Origin of the sequence: uncultured Pseudoxanthomonas sp. (assembly GCF_947498795.1) — a bacterium.
In the GTDB taxonomy this organism is placed as follows: domain Bacteria; phylum Pseudomonadota; class Gammaproteobacteria; order Xanthomonadales; family Xanthomonadaceae; genus Pseudoxanthomonas_A.
This window is the reverse complement of sequence record NZ_CANMLQ010000002.1, coordinates 334,615-354,128: the sequence shown is the minus strand read 5'-3', so window position 1 is coordinate 354,128 and position 19,514 is coordinate 334,615. Positions and strand designations below refer to the sequence as shown.

Below are 19,514 nucleotides of genomic sequence, written 5' to 3'. Positions count from 1 at the left end.
CTTACAGCTTGCTGTTGGCGAGCTGCATCGCCAGTTGCGCGATCGACGGCTCCATCAGGTCGGTCAGCGGCTTGGGATACACGCCCAGCGCCAGCACGCAGACGGCGAACCCGCCGAGCACCACGGCCTCGCGGAGAGACACGTCCTTCAGCTCCGCCACGTGCGCATTGGCCACGTCGCCCAGGATCACGCGCTTGACCAGCCACAGTGTGTAGGCCGCACCGATCACCAGCGTGGTGGCGGCGAAGAAGGCGATCAGCGGGTGCTGCTGGAACGAGGCCAGGATCACCATGAACTCACCGACGAAGCCGCTGGTGCCCGGCAGGCCGGAGTTGGCCATGCCGAACAGGATGAAGAACGCGCCGAACCAAGGCATCGTGTTGATGACGCCGCCGTAGTCCTTGATCATGCGGGTATGCATGCGGTCGTACAGCACGCCGACGCAGGTGAACATCGCGCCGGAGATGAAACCGTGGCTGATCATCTGCACCATCGCGCCCTGCAGGCCGAGGCGCGCGCCGTCCAGATTGCCGTAGTCGCGCACCAGGCTGAAGGCGATGAAGATGCCGAGCGTCACGAAGCCCATGTGCGAGACCGACGAATACGCGATCAGCTTCTTCATGTCGTCCTGCACCAGCGCCACGAGGCCCACGTAAACGACCGCTATCAGCGACAGCACGATGATGAACATCGCCCACTCATGGCCGGCATCCGGCACGATCGGCAGGCTGAAGCGCAGCAGGCCGTAGCCGCCGATCTTCAGCGCGATCGCCGCCAGGATGACCGAGCCGGCGGTCGGCGCCTCGACGTGTGCGTCCGGCAGCCAGGTGTGCACCGGGAACATGGGGATCTTGACTGCGAAGGCGATCAGGAATGCGAAGAACAGCCAGGTCTGCTCCTTCGCGCTCAACGGCATCGCATACAGGTCGGCCAGCTGGAAGCTGCCGCCCTTGATGTACAGGTACACCAGACCGACCAGCATCAGCACCGAGCCGAGGAACGTGTACAGGAAGAACTTCAACGAGGCATAGATGCGGCGCGGTCCGCCCCAGACACCGATGATCAGGAACATCGGGATCAGCATCGCTTCGAAGAACACGTAGAACAGTACGGCGTCGCTGGCAGCGAAAATGCCGTTGGTCAGGCCTTCCAGGATCAGGAACGCCGCCACGTACTGCGCCACGCGCTTGTTCACCGAACCCCACGCACCCGCCAGCGTCAGCACCGTGATGAGGGTGTTGAGCAACAACAGCGCCACCGCGATGCCGTCGGCACCCAGGTTGTAATGGATGTCGAAGCTCGGGATCCACGCATGGGTCTCGATGAACTGCAGGCTCGGATTCGCGTAGTCGAAGCCCGTCAGCAGGCCGATGCTGGCGACGAACGTCAGTACCGCGACCGCCAGGCCCAGCCAGCGCGCTGCGCCCGCGCGGGCGTTGCCCACGGCGAGGACCAGCGCACCGCCCAGGATGGGCAGCCAGATCAGAACACTAAGCAGGGGCCAGTTCGACACGTTGTGTTATCCGTTGAGTTCTTCGCCAGGACGATCCGCACGGGGCGGCGCCATGTCGTTACTGCCAAAACCTGATGATCACGCCCAGCAGCAGGATCAGGCCGATGATCATCGCGAACGCGTAGTGGTACAGGTAACCGGACTGGGTCTTGCGCAGCAGCTGCGCGCCCAGGTCGACCAGCCTGGCGGTGCCGTTCACCGCCGCACCATCGATCACGTGGCTGTCGAAGGCGCGCGACACCTTGCCCAGCTTGACGCCACCACCGGCAAAGCCGTTGATCCACAGGTGGTCGGCCCAGTACTTCTTGTCCAGGATGTTGGTCAGGAAGGCGCCCAAGGCACTGTGGCGCATCCTGCCGGGCAGCTCCGGCTTGAACAGGTACAGGAAGGTCGCCAGGGCGAAGCCTCCGAATGCCAGCCATAGCGCTGGCGTCTTCACGCTGTGAAGCGCGAAGTTGATTGCACCGTGCCACTCCGGCAACAACGCCATCACCGTATCGCGCGGCGACGTGGCCAACGACGGGTCGAGGCGAAGGAAGTCGATCGCGCCCTGGAAGAACGGCGTCACCCCATGATGGGCATCGTTCCAGGCCGTTCCGAACAGCATCGGACCGGCGGTGAACATGCCGATCAGGATGGACGGAATCGCGAGCAGTACCAGCGGCACCGTCACCACCCACGGCGATTCGTGCGGCTCATGCGCACCGTGATGGTGGCCATGGTCATCGTGCGCCTCAGCGTGCGCGGCGTCGTGCCCATGGTCGCTGTGCCCGTGGTCGTCGTGGGCATCCCGGAAGCGCTCCTTCCCGTGGAAGGTGAGGTACAGCAGCCGGAAGCTGTAGAAGCTGGTCACGAACACGCCCAGCAACACGGCCCAATACCCATACGTCGCGATCCATTCGCTGGGGCCCTGATAGCCCTGGGCCGCCATCACGCCCATCTCGGACATCTTCTCGCCCAGCTCGTGCGCCACCTCGTGATGGTGGTGCGCGGCTTCGATGATGACGTCCTTCGAATAGAAACCCGAGAAGAACGGCGTGCCGACCAGCGCCAGCGTGCCGATCAGGCTGGTGATCCAGGTGATGGGCATGTACTTGCGCAGGCCGCCCATCTTCCGCATGTCCTGCTCGTGGTGCATGCCGATGATGACCGAGCCCGCTGCCAGGAACAGCAGCGCCTTGAAGAAGGCGTGCGTCATCAGGTGGAACACGGCCGCCGAATAAGCCGACACGCCCAGCGCGACCGTCATGTAGCCCAGCTGCGACAGCGTGGAATACGCCACCACGCGCTTGATGTCGTTCTGCACGATGCCGATCAGGCCGGTGAACAACGCCGTGGTCGCGCCGATGAACAACACGAAGTCCAGCGCCGTCTGCGACAGCTCGAAAAGCGGCGACATGCGCGCGACCATGAAGATGCCCGCGGTCACCATCGTCGCGGCGTGGATCAGCGCGGAGATCGGCGTCGGGCCTTCCATCGAGTCCGGCAGCCAGACGTGCAGCGGCACTTGGGCGGACTTGCCCATCGCACCGATGAACAGGCAGATGCAGGTCAGCGTGGCCATGGACCAGATCACGGGCTGGTCGAGCAGCTGCGTGGTGTGGCCGAACAGGGTCACCGCACCGGACCAGACCGGCACTGCCTTGCCTCCGAGCAGCGTGGCATTGGCGAACACGGTGGCGTAGTCCAGCGTGCCGAACATCAGCAGCACGCAGCCGATGCCCAGCAGGAAGCCGAAGTCGCCCACGCGGTTGACCAGGAAGGCCTTCATGTTGGCGAAGATCGCCGTCGGGCGCTTGAACCAGAAACCAATCAGCAGGTAGGACACCAGGCCCACCGCTTCCCAGCCGAAGAACAGCTGCAGGAAGTTGTTGCTCATCACCAGCATCAGCATGCTGAAGGTGAACAGCGAGATGTAACTGAAGAAGCGCTGGTAGCCGGGATCTTCCGCCATGTAGCCGATGGTGTAGACATGCACCAGCAGCGACACGAAGGTCACCACGACCATCATCATCGCGGTCAGCCTGTCGATCATGAAGCCGACATGGCCGGTGATGCTGCCCACCTCGAAGAAGGTGTACAGGTTCTGGTTGAACGGCGAAGCACCCAGCGCCACCAGCTGGTACAGCACCCAGCACGACAGCGCGCAGCTGGTGGCCACGCCCAGGATGGTCGCGGTATGCGCGCCTGCCCGGCCGACGAAACGCCCGAACAACCCGGCGATGATGCTGCCCAGCAGCGGCGCCAGCACGATGGCCAGCAGCACGTTCTTGGAGAGGAGGACTTCCATACCGGTCATCGGTGCATCAGCCTTTGAGCGTATCGACTTCGGCCACGTTGATCGTGCGCCGGGTGCGGAACAGGGTGACCAGGATCGCCAGGCCAATGGCGGCCTCGGCGGCGGCCACGGTCAGGATGAAGAACACGAAGATCTGGCCGGCGGCATCGCCCAGCTCGCGCGAGAACGCGACGAAATTGATGTTCACCGAAAGCAGCATCAGTTCGATCGACATCAGCAGCACGATGACATTCTTCCTGTTGAGGAAGATGCCCGCCAGGCTGATGCAGAACAGCACGGCGCCGAGCGCCAGCAGGTGGCCTACGGAAATCATGCCTTGCCCTCCCCTTCCGCCGGCGCACTGGCCGGCGTTTCGCGCACCGGCTTCTCGGCCGGCATCGACACCATGCGGATGCGGTCGCGCGCCTTGACCCGCGACTGCTCGCCCGGGTCCTGCGTCTTGATGCCGGTGCGCTTGCGCAACGTCAGCATCACCGCCGCCACGACGGCCACGGTCAGGATGACGGCGGCGAACTCGAACGGCAGCAGGAACTCGGTGAACAGCGTGCGCGCCAGCCAGGCGGTGTTGGACACCTCGGCGGCCGCGGCGGCGGCGTTGTCGGCGAACGGCACGGCCATCTTCGCCTTGATGCCGATCAGCACGAGCATCTGAGCCAGCATGACCACGGCCACCAGCAGGCCCACCGGCAGGAACCTGACCCAGCCCTCGCGCATGGCGGTGACGTCGATGTCGAGCATCATCACCACGAACAGGAACAGCACCATCACCGCGCCCACGTAGACGAGGATCAGGGCGACGCCGAGGAACTCCGCGCCCACCAGCAGCCAGATGCAGGCCACCGAGAAGAACGTCAGGATGAGGCACAGCACGGCATGCACCGGGTTGCGCACGCTGATCACCGCGCCGGCGGCGACGACCGCGACGGTGGCGAAGGCGTAGAAACTGATCAGGACCCAATCCATTCTTCGGACCTCAGCGGAAAGCGGCGTCGGCGGCGCGGCGCTCGGCGATCTCGGCTTCCAGCCGGTCCCCGATCGCCAGCAGCTGCGGCTTGGTGACGATGTTCTGCCCGCGCTTGTCGAAGTGGTACTCCAGCACGTGCGTTTCCACGATCGAGTCCACCGGGCAGCTCTCTTCGCAGAAACCGCAGTAGATGCACTTGAACAGGTCGATGTCGTAGCGCGTGGTGCGGCGGGTGCCGTCCTCGCGCGGGGCTGAATCGATGGTGATCGCCAGCGCCGGGCACACCGCCTCGCACAGCTTGCAGGCGATGCAGCGCTCTTCGCCGTTCGGATAGCGGCGCAGCGCGTGCAGGCCGCGGAAGCGCGGCGACTGCGGGAACTTCTCCATCGGATACATCAGCGTGTACTTCGGCTTGAAGGTGTACTTCAGCGTCAGCCACAGGCCCTGGAGCAGCTCCAGCAGCATCAGGCTCTTGAAGTAGTGCACAACCTTGCTCATGTCTTACACACCCTTCTCGAACACGCCGAAGAACACCAGCAACGCCGTCACCGCGATCCAGACGATCGTGAGCGGGATGAACACCTTCCAGCCCAGACGCATGATCTGGTCGTAGCGGTAACGGGGGAAACTGGCGCGGAACCAGATGTAGGCGCTGGCAAAGAACAGCACCTTCAGCAGCAGCCAAGGCCAGCCGCCGGTCCAGACCCAGTTGATCCAGGGCGACACGTCGGCCGTGATCCAGCCCTGCAGCGGGCTGAGCCAGCCGCCGAGGAAGAACAGCGACACCAGGAAGCTCACCAGGATCATGTTGGCGTATTCGGCCAGGAAGAACAGCGCGAACGCCGCACCCGAATACTCGACCATGTGGCCGGCGACGATTTCCGATTCGCCTTCCACCACGTCGAACGGCGAGCGGTTGGTTTCGGCGACGCCGGAGACCCAGTAGACGATGAAGAGCGGGAACAGCGGCAGCCAGAACCATTCGAAGAAGCCGGAATCGCCCGACTGCGCCATCACGATGTCGGTCAGGTTCAGGCTGCCGGCGGCGATCAGCACGCCCACCAGCGCGAAGCCCATCGCGATTTCGTAGCTGACGACCTGCGCGGCCGAGCGCATCGCACCCAGGAAGGCGTACTTCGAGTTCGACGCCCAGCCCGCGATGATGATGCCGTACACGCCCAGCGAGGTCATCGCCAGCAGGTACAGCAGGCCGGCATTGGCGTTCGACAGCACCAACTGGTAATCGAACGGCACCACCGCCCACGCCGCGAACGCCGGCGCCAGCGTGATGAGCGGCGCCAGGATGTACATCGTCTTCTGCGCGCTGCTGGGCTGGATGATTTCCTTGAACAGCAGCTTGAAGACGTCCGCGAACGCCTGGAAGATGCCCATGCCCACGTACATCGGGCCATGGCGCACGTGCATCCAGCCGATCAGCTTTCGCTCCCAGACCACGTAGAACGCGACCGAGATGATCACCGGCATGGCGATCGCCAGGATCTTCAGCACGATCCACAACACCATGCCGATGTCGCCCAGCCCGAAGAACCATTCGCGCAGCGGGCCGACCGTGTTGATCAGCAATTCATTCATGCGCTCACCACCGTGACGCGTCCGGCGCCCAACGGTGCCGTGGCACCGTAGCCGCTCTCGATCCAGGCGGCACCCGCGGCCACGCGGGCGTCCACCACCACCGGCAGCGAGGCCGTGCCGATGCCATTGCCGACCTTGGCGACCTGGCCCTCGGCGACGCCGGCGGCCCGCGCATCGGCGGGATTCAGCACGATGCGGTCGCCGACGTTCAGCGGATGCGCCTGCAGCGCTTCGGCACGACGGACCGTCCCGTCGGTGCGGTAGATCGCTGCGGTGACGGCCAGTTCCAGGCCTTGGCCAGCGGCGTCCGGCGCGGCGGACTTCGCCATGGCAACCGCCCTGGTGCCGGCGATGGCTGCACGCGCGCCCGCGATGTCGGTGAACTCGAAACCGGCCAGCTGCAGCTCGCCACCGAGGGCGCGGAGCACCTTCCAGCCATCACGCGCCTCGCCCGGCAGCTTGCCGGCGGCTTGCGTGCGCTGGTCCTTGCCGTCCAGGTTGGTCAGCGTCGCGTCGATTTCAGGCAACAGACCGATCGGCAGGATCACGTCGGCCACATCGCGCGTGGACTTGCAGGCGAAGTGGCTGAGCGCCACGACCTTCGACGAGGCCAGCGCCTTGGTGGCAGCCGGCGTATCGGCAAAATCCAGGCCCGGTTCGATGCCGTAGATGACGTAGGCGTTGCGCGGCTCGGCGAACATGCCGGCCACGTCGCGGGCGCTCGGCAGCACACCCTGGCGCGCGAGGCCTACCGCGTTCGCACCCTGGGGGATGCGGCACAGCGAGGCGCCGGTCGCGGCAGCGAAATCGGCTGCGGCACCGCGCAGCGCAGCGGCCTGCGGATGGTTCTCGACCATGCCACCGACGATCACGACGGCGCGGTTGGCGGCCTTGGCGACGTCGCGCAGCGCAGCGTCATTGAGCACGCCACCGAGCTGCGACGGCGCGACGATGTGCTTCCCGGCCAGGCTGAATGCGAAATCGAAATCGACCGGATTGACCGCATGCACCTTGGCCCCCTTGCGGACGGCCTTGCGGATGCGCTGGTGCAGCAGCGGCAACTCGTAGCGGATGTTGGTGCCGAACAACACGATGACATCGGCCTGCTCGATCTCCGCCAGCGGCAGCGCGAACGGTTCGGCGACGGCGCCATCGGAGAAATCGCGGTTGTTGATGCGGTGGTCCAGGTTGCCCGTACCGAGCCCTTCGGCCAGCTTCGCCAACAGGCCGCCCTCCTCGTTAGACACCGCCGGGTGCACCAGCACGCCCAGGCTGTCGCCGCGGTTCGCGCGCAGGATCTCGGCGGCAGCGGACAGGCCCTCGGCCCAGGAGACCTCGCGCCACTCGCCATCGACCTTCTGCAGCGGCTTCACCGCGCGGTCGTCGGCATAGAGGCCCTGGTGCGAATAACGGTCGCGATCCGACAACCAGCATTCGTTGACGGCTTCGTTCTCGCGCGGAACGGTGCGCAGCACCTGGCCGCGGCGCGAGTGATAGAACACGTTGGAGCCCATCGCGTCATGGAAGCCGATGGATTCGCGCGCAATCAGCTCCCACGGACGGGCGCGGAACTGGAACACCTTGTTGGTCAGCGCGCCCACCGGGCAGACGTCGATGACGTTGCCGGAAATTTCGGTGGTCAGCGGCTTGCCGTCGTAGGTGCCGATCTGCAGGTTCTCGCCACGGTACATGCCGCCCAGCTCGTACGTGCCGGCGACGTCCGCGGTGAAGCGCACGCAGCGCGTGCACTGGATGCAACGGGTCATCTCGGTGGCGACCAGCGGACCGATGTCCTCGTCCGGCACCACGCGCTTGCGTTCCTGGAAGCGGCTGACCGAACGGCCGTAGCCCAGCGACAGGTCCTGCAGCTCGCATTCGCCGCCCTGGTCGCAGATCGGGCAGTCCAGCGGATGGTTGATGAGCAGGAATTCCATCACGTTGCGCTGCGACTTCAACGCCTTGTCGCTGCGCGTGGCGATCTTCATGCCGTCCATCACCGGCGTGGCACAGGCCGGTGCCGGCTTCGGCATCTTCTCGACTTCCACCAGGCACATGCGGCAGTTGGCCGCGATCGGCAGCTTCTCGTGGTAGCAGAAGCGCGGGATCGGGATGCCGGCCTTGTCGGCGGCCTGGATGATCATCGAACCCTTGGGCGCGGCCAGCTCCTGCCCGTCGATGAAGACGGTGACGTGGTCCGGCGGCAGGTTGGGATTCACGGGCTGCGCACTCACGCGGCCACCTCCAGGTTGGAACGGACGACCTTGCCGTCGCGCTCGTCGTCGACGAGGAAACGCTTGTTGACGATCGCGTATTCGAATTCGTGCCAGAAGTGGCGCAGCATGCCCTGCACGGGCCACGCCGCGGCTTCGCCGAACGCGCAGATGGTGTGGCCTTCGATCTGGCCCGCCGCCGCGCGCAGCGTCTGCAGGTCCTCGATCGTGGCCTTGTGCTCGGCCACGCGGGTCAGCATGCGGTACATCCAGCCGGTGCCTTCGCGGCACGGCGTGCACTGGCCGCAGCTTTCCTTGTAATAAAAGCGCGCGATGCGCTGGCACGCACGCACCATGCAGGTGGTGTCGTCCATCACCACGACGGCACCCGAACCCAGGCCGGAACCGGCCTTCTGGATGCTGTCGTAGTCCATCGTCAGGCCCATCATCACCTCGCCCGGCAGCACCGGCATCGAGGAGCCGCCCGGGATGACCGCCTTGAGCTTGCGGCCTTCGCGCATGCCGCCGCACAGCTCGAGCAGCTCGGCGAACGAGGTGCCCAAACGGATCTCATGGTTGCCCGGCTTCGCCACATGGCCAGAGACCGAGAAGATCTTGCAGCCGCCGTTGTTGGGCTTGCCCAGGTTCATGAACCACTCGGCGCCGTTGCGCACGATGGCGGGCACCGAGGCGTAGGTCTCGGTGTTGTTGATCGTGGTGGGCTTGCCGTACAGGCCGAAGTTGGCCGGGAACGGCGGCTTGAAGCGCGGCTGGCCCTTCTTGCCTTCCAGCGACTCCATCAACGCGGTTTCTTCACCGCAGATGTAGGCGCCCGCGCCGAGCGCGTTGTACAGGTCGATGTCCACGCCGGAGCCGAGGATGTTCTTGCCCAGCCAGCCGTGTTTGTAGGCCTCGGCGGTGGCTTCTTCCAGGTGCTCGAACGGCTCGTGGTGGAATTCGCCGCGCAGGTAGTTGTAGCCCACGGTCGAACCGGTGGCGTAGCAGGCGATCGCCATGCCCTCGATCACCGCATGCGGGTTGTAGCGCAGGATGTCGCGGTCCTTGGCGGTGCCCGGCTCGGATTCGTCCGAGTTGCAGAGGATGTACTTCTGCATGTCGCCCTTCGGCATGAAGCTCCACTTCAGGCCGGTCGGGAAGCCGGCGCCGCCGCGGCCGCGCAGGCCGGACTGCTTGACCATCTCCACGACGTCGGCCGGCGGGATCTTCTCTTCGATGATCCGGCGCAGCGCGGAGTACCCGCCGGTCTTCAGGTAGTTCTCGTACGACCACGGCTTGTCGAAATGCAGCGTCGTGTAGACGGCCTGGTGCTCCTTCGGAGCGGGGCCGACCGGGCCGTAGCCTTCTGAATAGTGGGAATGGCCTGCCATGTACTTACTCCAGCCCGTCCAGCAGCTCGTCGACCTTCGCCGGCGTCAGCTTCTCGTGGTAATGGCCGTTGATGACCACGACCGGCGCGCCGCAGCAGGCGGCCACGCACTCTTCTTCGCGCTTCAGGTACACGCGGCCGTCGGCCGTGGATTCGCCCAGCCGGCAGCCGAGCTTCTTCTCCGCGTGAGCGACCAGGTCCTCGGCGCCGTTGAGCCAGCAGCTGATGTTGGTGCAGAAGGCGACATTGTTGCGGCCGACCTTCTCGGTCTCGAACATCGAGTAGAAGCTGGCGACCTCGTACGCCCACACCGGCGGCAGGTCGAGGTACTTGGCGACGGCGGCGATCAGCTCGTCGGTCAGCCAACCTTCGTTCTGTTCCTGCGCGGCATGCAGGCCCTGCAGCACCGCCGAGCGCTTGCGGTCCGGCGGGAACTTGGTCAGCCAATGATCGATGTGCGCGCGCGTCTTGTCGCTCAACGCCACCAGCGGATCGACGTTCTGCGCCGCCTCGAAATTACCCGTGGCCCTCATCGGTCCACCTCACCAAAGACAAGATCATAGGTACCGATCATCGCGACGACGTCGGGGAGCATGTGGCCGCGCACGATCTCGTCCATCGAGGACAGGTGCGCGAAGCCCGGTGCGCGCAGCTTCACGCGGAACGGTTTGTTGGCACCGTCGGACACCAGGTAGCAGCCGAATTCGCCCTTTGGCGCTTCGACCGCGGCGTAGGTTTCGCCGGCCGGCACGCAGTAGCCTTCGCTGAAGAGCTTGAAGTGGTGGATTAGCGCTTCCATGTCGTCCTTCATCTCCTCGCGGGAGGGAGGCGCGACCTTGAAGTTCTGCACCATGACCGGGCCGGGGTTGGCCTTCAGCCACTTCACGCACTGCTGGATGATGCGGTTGGACTGGCGCATCTCGGCCACACGGACCAGGTAGCGGTCGTAGCAGTCGCCATTGACGCCGACGGGGATGTCAAAATCGACCGCGTCGTACTTCGCGTAAGGCTGCTTCTTGCGCAGGTCCCATGCGATGCCCGAGCCGCGCAGCATCGCGCCGGTCATGCCCCAGGCGCGCGCCTGTTCGGGCGCGACCACGCCGATGCCCACCGTGCGCTGCTTCCAGATGCGGTTGTCGGTCAGCAGCGTCTCGTATTCGTCGACGCGCTTGGGGAATTCGTTGGTGAAGTCTTCCAGGAAGTCGAGCAGCGACCCTTCACGCGCCTGGTTGAACTGCTTGAGCGCCTTGCCCTTGCGCCAGGGCGACTCCTTGTACTTCGGCATATGGTCCGGCAGGTCGCGGTACACGCCGCCCGGACGGTAGTACGCCGCATGCATGCGTGCGCCGCTGACCGCTTCGTAGCAGTCCATCAGCTCTTCGCGCTCGCGGAACGCATACAGCATGACCGCCATCGCGCCGAGATCCAGCGCGTTGGACCCGATCCACATCAGGTGGTTCAGGATGCGGGTGATCTCGTCATACATCGTGCGGATGTACTGCGCGCGCTCCGGCGCCTCGATGCCCATCAGGGTCTCGATGGCGCGCACGTACGCGTGCTCGTTGCACATCATCGAGACGTAGTCGAGGCGATCCATGTAGCCGATCGACTGGTTGAACGGCTTGGATTCGGCCAGCTTCTCGGTGCCCCGGTGCAGCAGGCCCACGTGCGGATCGGCGCGGACGATAGTCTCGCCGTCCATTTCCAGGATCAGGCGCAGCACGCCGTGCGCGGCCGGATGCTGCGGACCGAAGTTCAGGGTGTAGTTGCGGATTTCCTGCCTGGCTTCGGCAGGATTGCTGGCGAACGCGGCGCCGGATTGCGGATTGCTCATGCCTTGCCCTCACGCGCGGCGGCTTCGCCGGCGGCGGTCTGGTAACGCGCGTCGTCGCGGATCACGCGCGGCACGCCGACGCGCGGCTCGACCGAAGTGACCGGCTCGTACACCACGCGCTTCTTCTCTTCGTCGTAACGCACTTCGACGTTGCCGATCAGCGGGAAGTCCTTGCGGAACGGATGACCGACGAACCCGTAGTCGGTCAGGATGCGGCGCAGGTCCGGATGGCCTTCGAAGATGATGCCGTACAGGTCGAACGCCTCGCGCTCGAACCAGTTGAGGCCCGGCCACACATCGGACACCGATGCCACCACCGGGAGGCCATCGTCGGGCGCGAAGCAGCGCACGCGGACACGACGGTTGTGCTGGTACGACAGCAGGTGCAGCACGACGGCGAAACGGTTCGGACGCGCGGCGTCGCGCGGACGCTGTTCCCAGCTGAAGCGACCCGGGCCGAAGCCTTCGACGCCGCGGCTGAAGCCCTCGGACGACACGTCCGCGGTATCCCACTCGGCGCTGCCGTAACCCAGGTAGTCCACGCCGCTGACGTCGACGGCCTGCTCGAAGCCGAATTCGTCGCGGAGCGCGAGCGCGACGGCGTGCCACGATGCCGACGGCACTTCCAGGGTGATTTCGCCGCGCGGCTCGGCCACGCTGACCGTGGCGTCCGCGAAACGGGCGCGCAACTGGTCGGTGAAGTTTGCAGCTTGCTCTGCCATGGGGCGTGGCGTGCTCTGGAGGGGGATGTCAGGGGAAAGCAGGAATCAGCGCGCGATGGTCTGCGTACGCCAGATCTTCTTCTGCAGTTGCAGGATGCCGTACACCAGCGCTTCGGCCGTCGGCGGGCAACCCGGCACGTACACGTCCACGGGCACCACGCGATCGCAGCCGCGCACCACCGAGTACGAATAGTGGTAGTAGCCACCGCCGTTGGCGCAGCTGCCCATCGAGATCACCCACTTGGGGTCGGGCATCTGGTCGTAGACCTTGCGCAGCGCCGGGGCCATCTTGTTGACCAGCGTGCCGGCGACGATCATCACGTCGGACTGGCGCGGCGACGGGCGGAACACCACGCCGTAGCGGTCCAGGTCCAGGCGCGAGGTGCCGGCGTGCATCATCTCGACCGCGCAGCAGGCCAGGCCGAACGTCATCGGCCACATCGAGCCGGTACGCGCCCAGTTCATCAGCGCATCCACGCTGGTGGTGACGTAGCCCTTTTCCAGCAGCGGATTGTCGCCTTCGGGGCGCAGGATGTCGTCCACCCGCCCTTCCGGGATCGGGTTGTTCATCAGACGGTCGACGGTCTGGATCACTCCCATTCGAGCGCTCCCTTCTTCCAAACGTAAACGAAGCCGAGGAACAGCATTCCCACGAACAGGCCCATCGTGACCAGCGCACGCGGACCCAGCTCCTGGAACACCAGCGTCCACGGAACAATGAAGATGATTTCCAGATCGAACACGATGAACTGGATGGCGATCAGGTAGTAGCGCACGTCGAACTTCATGCGCGCGTCTTCGAAAGCCTCGAAGCCGCATTCGTACGGGGAGAGCTTCTGGGCGTCGGGACGACGCGGACCGAGGAAGCGACCGGCCACCATCAGCGCGATGCCGATGCCGGTGGCGACGATCAGGAACAACAGGGTGGGCAGGTAGTTGGCCAGCACTCGCTTGTCTCGTCTTGTCCTATCCGCCGGCGCGCAGGACGCGGCGCGGCATGAATGGGGCTCGCATCGCCCGCCAGCGGCCTTCGCCGCGAGCGACCCGTCGATGCGACCATCGGGCCCACCTTCCGCGGGAGCCCTTCCGCAACACGTACCGGGCGCCCGATGAATCGGCGGGATTGTAACGGTTCGTGAACTCGCTAGTAAACGATTACCGGCACGCATCGCCGCCATCGCCAAAAGAAAAAACCCGCCGGAAGGCGGGTTTTTTCGAGGCGGGAGCGACGTTGCCGCCGACCCGCCCTGTTGGTGCCCAAGAGGGGACTCGAACCCCTACGACTTTCGCCGCTACCACCTCAAGGTAGTGCGTCTACCAATTCCGCCACCTGGGCTTTGAACTTCGTGCGATGCGCTCGGCGCCCCGCCATTGTATCCGCGCTCAGCCGCCTTGCGGCGGTGTCGCGGGAGGCGTTTCCGTCGCCGGTGCCGTTTCCTGCGGCGCGGCCGGCACGCTGTTGGCCGGCGCGGCGGGCGTCGGCTGGATCGGCGTGCTCGGTACGGTCGACGGCTTGGGAAGTTCGCCCACCGGCGCGGCGGGCGCGGCCGGCAGGTCGGACATCACGCCGAGGTTCTGCTGCGTGGTGGGGCGCGCGCTATGGGTCGCGTACCACGCCATGAACAGGCTGATGCCGAAAAACGTGATGGCCAGCCACTTGGTGCTCTTGGACAGGAAATTGGATGCGCCGCGCGCACCAAACACGGTACCGGACGCACCCCCGCCGAATCCCGAGCCCGCCTGAGCGCCGGAACCGCGCTGCATCAGCACCAACGCGATGATGGCGATGGCCACCAGCACGTACACCACATTCAGGATCAACATCCACATTTGGAATCAGTCTCAACCGGTTGAGTCGTCCGGCCCCGTTGGGCCGGTCGTGCCGGGGTCATCCCCGACCGGCCGCCGCTCGCGCGATGGCCAGGAAATCCTTGGCGACCAGGGAAGCGCCGCCGACCAGCCCTCCATCGACATCGGGCTGCGAGAACAGTTCCGCGGCGTTGTCGGGCTTCACGCTGCCGCCATACAGAAGGAGCAGCGAGCCGGCGATTCTAGCATCGCGCGCGGCGACTTCGCCACGGATGAACGCATGCACCGCCTGGGCCTGGGCCGGGGTGGCCGTCAGGCCGGTACCGATGGCCCAGACCGGCTCGTACGCGATGACGGCGCCGTCGAACGCCTGCGGACCGGCCAGGTCGAACACGGCCTGCAGCTGTTTCTGGATCCGGAACTCGGTCTGCCCGTCCCTCCGCTGCTGGTCGGTCTCGCCCACGCACAGCACCGGAACCAGGCCTGCGCCCTTGGCCGCGACGAACTTCTTCGCCACGAACTCACTGCTTTCATCGTGGTACTGCCTGCGCTCGGAATGCCCCACCAGTCCATACCGGGCGCCCACGTCGACCAGCATGGAGGCCGATACCTCGCCGGTATAGGCGCCTTTTTCGTTGCTGCTGACGTCCTGGGCGCCGAATGCCACGCCGCGGTCGCCGTAGTCCTCGATGAGCTCGCCCAGGTAGGGGAGCGGGGGAAGGATCAGCAGGTCCACGCCGTCCAGCGGCAGGCCTGCGACCAGTTCGTCCATCAGCACCGTCGCGAAACCACGGGTGCCATGGAGCTTCCAGTTGCCGGCCACGAGCTTGCGACGCATAAGACCAATTCCTGTCCAGTTCGGGTCGCGCAGTCTAGCCGATGTTGTCCGGCACACCTACCTGCCGCGCTATCGTGGCCGCCTCCGCGCCCCCATGCCAGGACCCGACATGCCCGACGTCTCCCCTGCCCGCACCGCGGGTTACGCCCTGGTCACCGGTGCCTCCAGCGGCATCGGCGAACAGATCGCGCGCGAGTACGCGCGACGCGGCGTACCGCTGGTGCTGACTGCGCGCCGCACGGAACGACTGCAGGCGTTGGCCGCGGAACTGCGGGCGCAGGTCGCCGTGGAAGTGGTCGCGGCCGACTTGGCGGAACCGGACGCGCCAGCAGTCCTGGTCGCCGAACTCGAACGGCGGGGCGTGCAGGTCCGCATCCTGGTCAACAACGCCGGCTACGGCATGCCCGGGCGGTATCGCAGCAATGACTGGAGCGCACATGCAGCCTTCCTTCAGGTGATGGTAACGGCCGTCTGCGACCTGACATGGCGGCTGCTGCCCTCCATCCGCGCCTCCGGGCAAGGCCGCATCCTCAACGTCGCCTCGTTCGCGGCGCTGATGCCGGCGGCCGAGGGGCAGACGCTGTACGCGCCTGCGAAGAGCTTCCTGCTGAAGTTCAGCGAGGCGATGGCGCTGGAGAACACCGACCGGGGCGTTCACGTCACTGCGCTATGCCCCGGCTTCACCTATTCCGAGTTCCACGATGTCACCGGCACCCGGTCGCGCATGCAGGTGTCGCCGGCCCTGTGGCTGCAGGCGAAGGACGTGGCTCGCGAAGGCATAGAGGGCAACGAGCGCGGCGACATCCTGGTGATTCCCGGCTGGCGCTACCGGTGGATGCATGCACTCGTGAAGCTGCTGCCGCACCGCATGGCGATGGGCCTGATGGCGCGGAACTCCCGCAAGGTTCGGCCGCTGGATTGAGGAAGGAAGGCATCGCGCCCGAGGGCGCTCCTGCAGACCACCAGGATCCCGTAGAAGCGGGCCGTGCCCGCGATGCTTTCCGCCTGACGCCACCGCAGGTCCCATCGCGGTCGCTACCCGCGGCGCACGAGGCAGTGGTTATTTCAGCTTGATCTCGCGCAGACGCTCTTCCAGATAACCCTGCGCCGTGATCGGTTCCGCATAACGCTTTGGATTGTCCGGCGTGATCGTGGACGGCAGCACGTCGATCAGGAAATCCGGATTGGGGTGCAGGAAGAACGGTACCGAATACCGCGGCTGGCGCGCCTGCTCGCCGGGCGGATTGGTCACGCGGTGCGTGGTCGACGGATACACGTGGTTGGTCAGGCGCTGCAGCATGTCGCCGATGTTGACGACGATGGTGTCGGCGTCCGACGTGAACGGCACCCACTCGCCCTGCTTCGACCGCACTTCCAGGCCGGCCGCGCTCGCACCGACCAGCAGCGTGATGAGGTTGATGTCCTCGTGCGCACCGGCGCGCACGTTGGGGATGTCGTCGGCGGTGATCGGGGGATAGTGGATGGGACGCAGGATCGAATTGCCCGAATCGGTCTTGTCGGCGAAATAGGTTTCCGGCAGGCCGATGTGCAGCGCCAGCGCCGACAGCACGCGTGAGCCCAGCTGGTTCAGCGCCTGGTACAGGCCATAGCCATGTTCGCGGAAGCCTGCCACCTCGTCCGGCCACAGGTTCGGCGGCATGACGTCGCGATACTTGGAATCGTCCGCGATCTCGCGACCGATGTGCCAGAACTCCTTCAGGTCGAAATGCTTGGAGTCCTTCGCGGTTTCCACGCCGAACGGCGTGTAGCCGCGCGCGCCGCCGCTGCCCGGGACGTGATACTGCTTCTTCACGTCATCGGGCAACGCGAAGAAGCGCTTGAACACGTCGTAGGCAGCATCGATCTGCGCCTGCGGGATGCCGTGGTTGCGGATGCCGGCGAAACCCCATTCGCGATACGCCGCACCCAGCTCGGCGACGAACGCCTCGCGGTCGGTATCGAAACGGGTGATGTCCAGCGTGGGGATACGGGCACTCATGCAATCTGCTCCAACAACAGGGGGAAGGCGCGGTGGATCATCGGACCCGTCCCGCGCCGGACGTTCATGGATCCGATTCAGGCCGTGGCAGCGGCGCGCACGGCCTCGGCCAGGGTTTCCAGCGTGTTCCTCACCAGCGTGTCGTCATCGGCCTCCACGGTCACGCGCACGACCGGCTCGGTGCCGGAAGGGCGCAGGAACGCACGACCACGACCGGACACCGCGGCCTGCGCCTGCGCCAGGGCGGCCTGCACGCTGGCGGCCTCGGTAGGTTTGGCGCCGTTGGCCAGCTTCACGTTGATGGTCTTCTGCGGCAGCATCGCCAGGCCATCCAACGCCTCGCGCAGCGTCAGCTTGCGGCGCTTCAAGGATTCCAGCACCTGCAACGCCGCGATGATCGCGTCGCCGGTCGTCGTGCGATCCAGGCACAGCAGATGGCCGGAGGCTTCACCGCCGAGCACCGCATTGCCTTCCACCAGCGCCTGGTGGACGTAACGGTCGCCGACCTTGGTGCGGACGAACGGAATCTCGAGCTTGCCGAGCGCGCGCTCCAGGCCATAGTTGGTCATCAGCGTGCCGACCACCGGACCGCGCAAACGGCCGCTCGCCTGCCAGTCGCGCGCCAGCAGGTAGATCAGCTGGTCGCCATCGACGGGGGTGCCCTGCCCGTCCGCCATCAGCACGCGATCGCCATCGCCATCGAAGGCGATGCCCAGCTGCGCCCCGGTCTCGCGCACCTTCGCGGCCAGGCTGTCGATGTGCATCGAGCCCACGCCGTCGTTGATGTTGACGCCGTTCGGTTCCGCCCCGATGGTGACGACGTTCGCCCCCAGTTCGCGGAAGAGCAGCGGTGCGATGTGGTAGGTGGCGCCATGCGCGCAATCCAGCACCAGCTTGACGCCTTTCAGGTCGAAGCGGCGCGGCACGCTGGCCTTGCAGAATTCCATGTAGCGGCCGACCGCATCGCGCGTGCGGATCGCCTTGCCGAGCTTTTCGGATTCGGCGGTGAAGAACGGTGCATCCAGCGCGGCTTCGATCGCCAGTTCGGTGGCGTCGTCCAGCTTCTCGCCCTCGGCGGAGAAGAACTTGATGCCGTTGTCGTAATGCGGATTGTGCGACGCACTGATGACGATACCGGCGTCCGCGCCCAGCGTGCGGGTGAGGAACGCCACCGCAGGCGTCGGCATCGGCCCCATCAACTGCACGTCGGCGCCCGCGGCGACCAGGCCCGCTTCCAGGGCGGCCTCGAACATGTATCCGGAGATGCGCGTGTCCTTGCCGATCACCACGACCGGTCGGGCATCGCCCGCGTTTTCGCACAGCACGCGTCCGAGCGCATTACCCAGGCGCAACACGAAGTCGGCGGAGATCGGGCTGGTACCGACCCGGCCGCGGATGCCATCGGTACCGAAATACTTGCGGCTCATGCGGTCACCAGTTCGCTGTCTTCGGGCTTGGGCTGTCGCATCATCAACGCCAGCAGGTCCGCCAGGCGGTCACGCATTTCGCGACGGTCGCAGATCTGGTCGATGGCGCCATGCGCCACCAGGAATTCCGACCGCTGGAAGCCTTCCGGCAGCGTCTCGCGCACGGTCTGCTCGATCACGCGGGGGCCGGCGAAGCCGATCAGCGCTTCAGGCTCGGCCAGGTTGATGTCGCCCAGCATCGCGAAGCTGGCCGACACGCCCCCCGTCGTGGGGTGCGTCATCACCGAGATGTAGGGCAGACCCGCTTCGCGCAGCCTGCCCAGCGCGGCCGAGGTCTTGGCCATCTGCATCAGCGAGAACAGGCTTTCCTGCATGCGCGCGCCGCCGCTGGCGGAGAAGCACACGAACGGCGAGCCGATCTCCAGCGCCTTTTCCGCGCCAAGCGAGAAGCGTTCGCCGACCACCGAGCCCATCGAGCCGCCCATGTAGGCAAAGTCGAAGGAACTGGCGACCAGGTCGCGGCCCTTCAGTGTCCCCTGCAGGGTGATCAGCGCGTCGCGCTCGCCGGTGCTTTTCTGCGCGGCCTTGATGCGGTCGGCGTACTTCTTCTGGTCCTTGAATTTCAGCACGTCGGTCGGACCCAGTGCCGCACCGATCTCGCGGGTGCTGCCCGGGTCGAACAGTGCTGCCAGACGGGCACGGGCGCGGATGGGCATGTGGAAGCTGCACTTCGGGCAGACCTCCAGGTTTTCCTCCAGTTCCGGCCGGTACAGCACCGCGCCGCAACGGTCGCATTTTTCCCACAGCCCCTCGGGGACGCTGCGTTTGCTCTTGCCCGCGTTGCCCTCGGTGCGGATGCCCGACGGCATCAGTTTGCTGAGCCAGCTCATGCGTGGTCTTGCTGCCTGCCCCGGGAGGG

The 19,514-nt window shown here is 65.8% G+C and carries 19 protein-coding genes and 1 tRNA gene; 1 reads left to right on the top strand and 19 read right to left on the bottom strand.

All coding sequences use genetic code 11. The annotated features are described in order from the left end of the window. Window position 1 precedes the first annotated feature (1 nt). From Q0907_RS07825 to tpiA, 16 genes are all read right to left on the bottom strand, one after another. Window positions 2-1,513, bottom strand: a complete 1,512-nt coding sequence (locus Q0907_RS07825) for an NADH-quinone oxidoreductase subunit M (protein WP_299343065.1) — start codon at window positions 1,511-1,513, stop codon at window positions 2-4. 58 nt (window positions 1,514-1,571) lie between these two features. Continuing rightward, window positions 1,572-3,803, bottom strand: a complete 2,232-nt coding sequence (gene nuoL / locus Q0907_RS07820; RefSeq protein WP_299343063.1) for an NADH-quinone oxidoreductase subunit L — start codon at window positions 3,801-3,803, stop codon at window positions 1,572-1,574. 16 nt (window positions 3,804-3,819) lie between these two features. After that, a complete protein-coding gene (nuoK, locus tag Q0907_RS07815; protein ID WP_056881218.1) occupies window positions 3,820-4,125 on the bottom strand; it encodes an NADH-quinone oxidoreductase subunit NuoK in 306 nt (101 codons plus the stop codon). Next, window positions 4,122-4,775, bottom strand: coding sequence for an NADH-quinone oxidoreductase subunit J (locus tag Q0907_RS07810; RefSeq protein WP_296282664.1), 654 nt, complete (start codon window positions 4,773-4,775; stop codon window positions 4,122-4,124). Before Q0907_RS07810 ends, nuoK begins: the two co-directional genes overlap by 4 nt. 10 nt (window positions 4,776-4,785) lie before the next feature. Next, window positions 4,786-5,274: an NADH-quinone oxidoreductase subunit NuoI gene (nuoI, locus tag Q0907_RS07805; protein ID WP_162108528.1), complete on the bottom strand. Its 489-nt coding sequence runs from the start codon at window positions 5,272-5,274 to the stop codon at window positions 4,786-4,788. Between the two features lie 3 nt (window positions 5,275-5,277). Next, the gene (gene nuoH, locus Q0907_RS07800) at window positions 5,278-6,369 is read right to left on the bottom strand and encodes an NADH-quinone oxidoreductase subunit NuoH (RefSeq protein ID WP_299343061.1); all 1,092 of its coding nucleotides are present in this window, start codon (window positions 6,367-6,369) and stop codon (window positions 5,278-5,280) included. Further along, window positions 6,366-8,600 carry an NADH-quinone oxidoreductase subunit NuoG gene (gene nuoG / locus Q0907_RS07795; protein WP_299343059.1) on the bottom strand — a complete coding sequence of 745 codons (2,235 nt, stop codon included), beginning with the start codon at window positions 8,598-8,600 and terminating at the stop codon, window positions 6,366-6,368. Before nuoG ends, nuoH begins: the two co-directional genes overlap by 4 nt. Further along, a complete protein-coding gene (gene nuoF / locus Q0907_RS07790) occupies window positions 8,597-9,967 on the bottom strand; it encodes an NADH-quinone oxidoreductase subunit NuoF (RefSeq protein WP_299343057.1) in 1,371 nt (456 codons plus the stop codon). The genes nuoG and nuoF overlap by 4 nt, the downstream gene beginning before the upstream one ends. A 4-nt stretch (window positions 9,968-9,971) precedes the next feature. After that, window positions 9,972-10,499, bottom strand: coding sequence for an NADH-quinone oxidoreductase subunit NuoE (gene nuoE, locus Q0907_RS07785; RefSeq protein WP_299343055.1), 528 nt, complete (start codon window positions 10,497-10,499; stop codon window positions 9,972-9,974). After that, entirely contained in the window at window positions 10,496-11,800 is a 1,305-nt protein-coding gene (locus Q0907_RS07780; protein ID WP_296282659.1) for an NADH-quinone oxidoreductase subunit D, read from the bottom strand. Before Q0907_RS07780 ends, nuoE begins: the two co-directional genes overlap by 4 nt. Further along, complete coding sequence (locus tag Q0907_RS07775) at window positions 11,797-12,522, bottom strand: NADH-quinone oxidoreductase subunit C (RefSeq protein ID WP_299343053.1); 726 nt, start codon at window positions 12,520-12,522, stop codon at window positions 11,797-11,799. Before Q0907_RS07775 ends, Q0907_RS07780 begins: the two co-directional genes overlap by 4 nt. 45 nt (window positions 12,523-12,567) lie before the next feature. Beyond that, window positions 12,568-13,122, bottom strand: a complete 555-nt coding sequence (locus Q0907_RS07770) for an NADH-quinone oxidoreductase subunit B (protein ID WP_162108535.1) — start codon at window positions 13,120-13,122, stop codon at window positions 12,568-12,570. Beyond that, window positions 13,113-13,469 (bottom strand): NADH-quinone oxidoreductase subunit A, encoded by a 357-nt coding sequence (locus Q0907_RS07765; RefSeq protein WP_162108536.1) that lies wholly within the window; start codon window positions 13,467-13,469, stop codon window positions 13,113-13,115. Before Q0907_RS07765 ends, Q0907_RS07770 begins: the two co-directional genes overlap by 10 nt. A gap of 304 nt (window positions 13,470-13,773) precedes the next feature. Continuing rightward, window positions 13,774-13,858 (bottom strand) — tRNA-Leu (locus Q0907_RS07760). A gap of 47 nt (window positions 13,859-13,905) precedes the next feature. Continuing rightward, window positions 13,906-14,352, bottom strand: a complete 447-nt coding sequence (secG, locus tag Q0907_RS07755; RefSeq protein WP_296282657.1) for a preprotein translocase subunit SecG — start codon at window positions 14,350-14,352, stop codon at window positions 13,906-13,908. 58 nt (window positions 14,353-14,410) lie between these two features. Continuing rightward, the gene (gene tpiA, locus Q0907_RS07750) at window positions 14,411-15,169 is read right to left on the bottom strand and encodes a triose-phosphate isomerase (protein ID WP_299343050.1); all 759 of its coding nucleotides are present in this window, start codon (window positions 15,167-15,169) and stop codon (window positions 14,411-14,413) included. Window positions 15,170-15,278: 109 nt separating this feature from the next. Here tpiA and Q0907_RS07745 point away from each other — a divergent pair, with 109 nt between their 5' ends. Beyond that, complete coding sequence (locus Q0907_RS07745; RefSeq protein ID WP_299343048.1) at window positions 15,279-16,091, top strand: SDR family oxidoreductase; 813 nt, start codon at window positions 15,279-15,281, stop codon at window positions 16,089-16,091. Window positions 16,092-16,229: 138 nt separating this feature from the next. Here the strand turns inward: Q0907_RS07745 and Q0907_RS07740 are convergent, their stop codons facing one another. From Q0907_RS07740 to accD, 3 genes are all read right to left on the bottom strand, one after another. Next, a complete protein-coding gene (locus Q0907_RS07740; RefSeq protein WP_299343046.1) occupies window positions 16,230-17,168 on the bottom strand; it encodes a 2-oxoglutarate and iron-dependent oxygenase domain-containing protein in 939 nt (312 codons plus the stop codon). A 77-nt stretch (window positions 17,169-17,245) separates the two neighbouring features. Then, window positions 17,246-18,595 carry a phosphoglucosamine mutase gene (gene glmM, locus Q0907_RS07735; RefSeq protein WP_299343044.1) on the bottom strand — a complete coding sequence of 450 codons (1,350 nt, stop codon included), beginning with the start codon at window positions 18,593-18,595 and terminating at the stop codon, window positions 17,246-17,248. After that, on the bottom strand, window positions 18,592-19,485 hold the full coding sequence (gene accD, locus Q0907_RS07730) for an acetyl-CoA carboxylase, carboxyltransferase subunit beta (protein ID WP_299343042.1): 894 nt from the start codon (window positions 19,483-19,485) through the stop codon (window positions 18,592-18,594). Before accD ends, glmM begins: the two co-directional genes overlap by 4 nt. Between the last annotated feature and the right edge of the window lie 29 nt (window positions 19,486-19,514).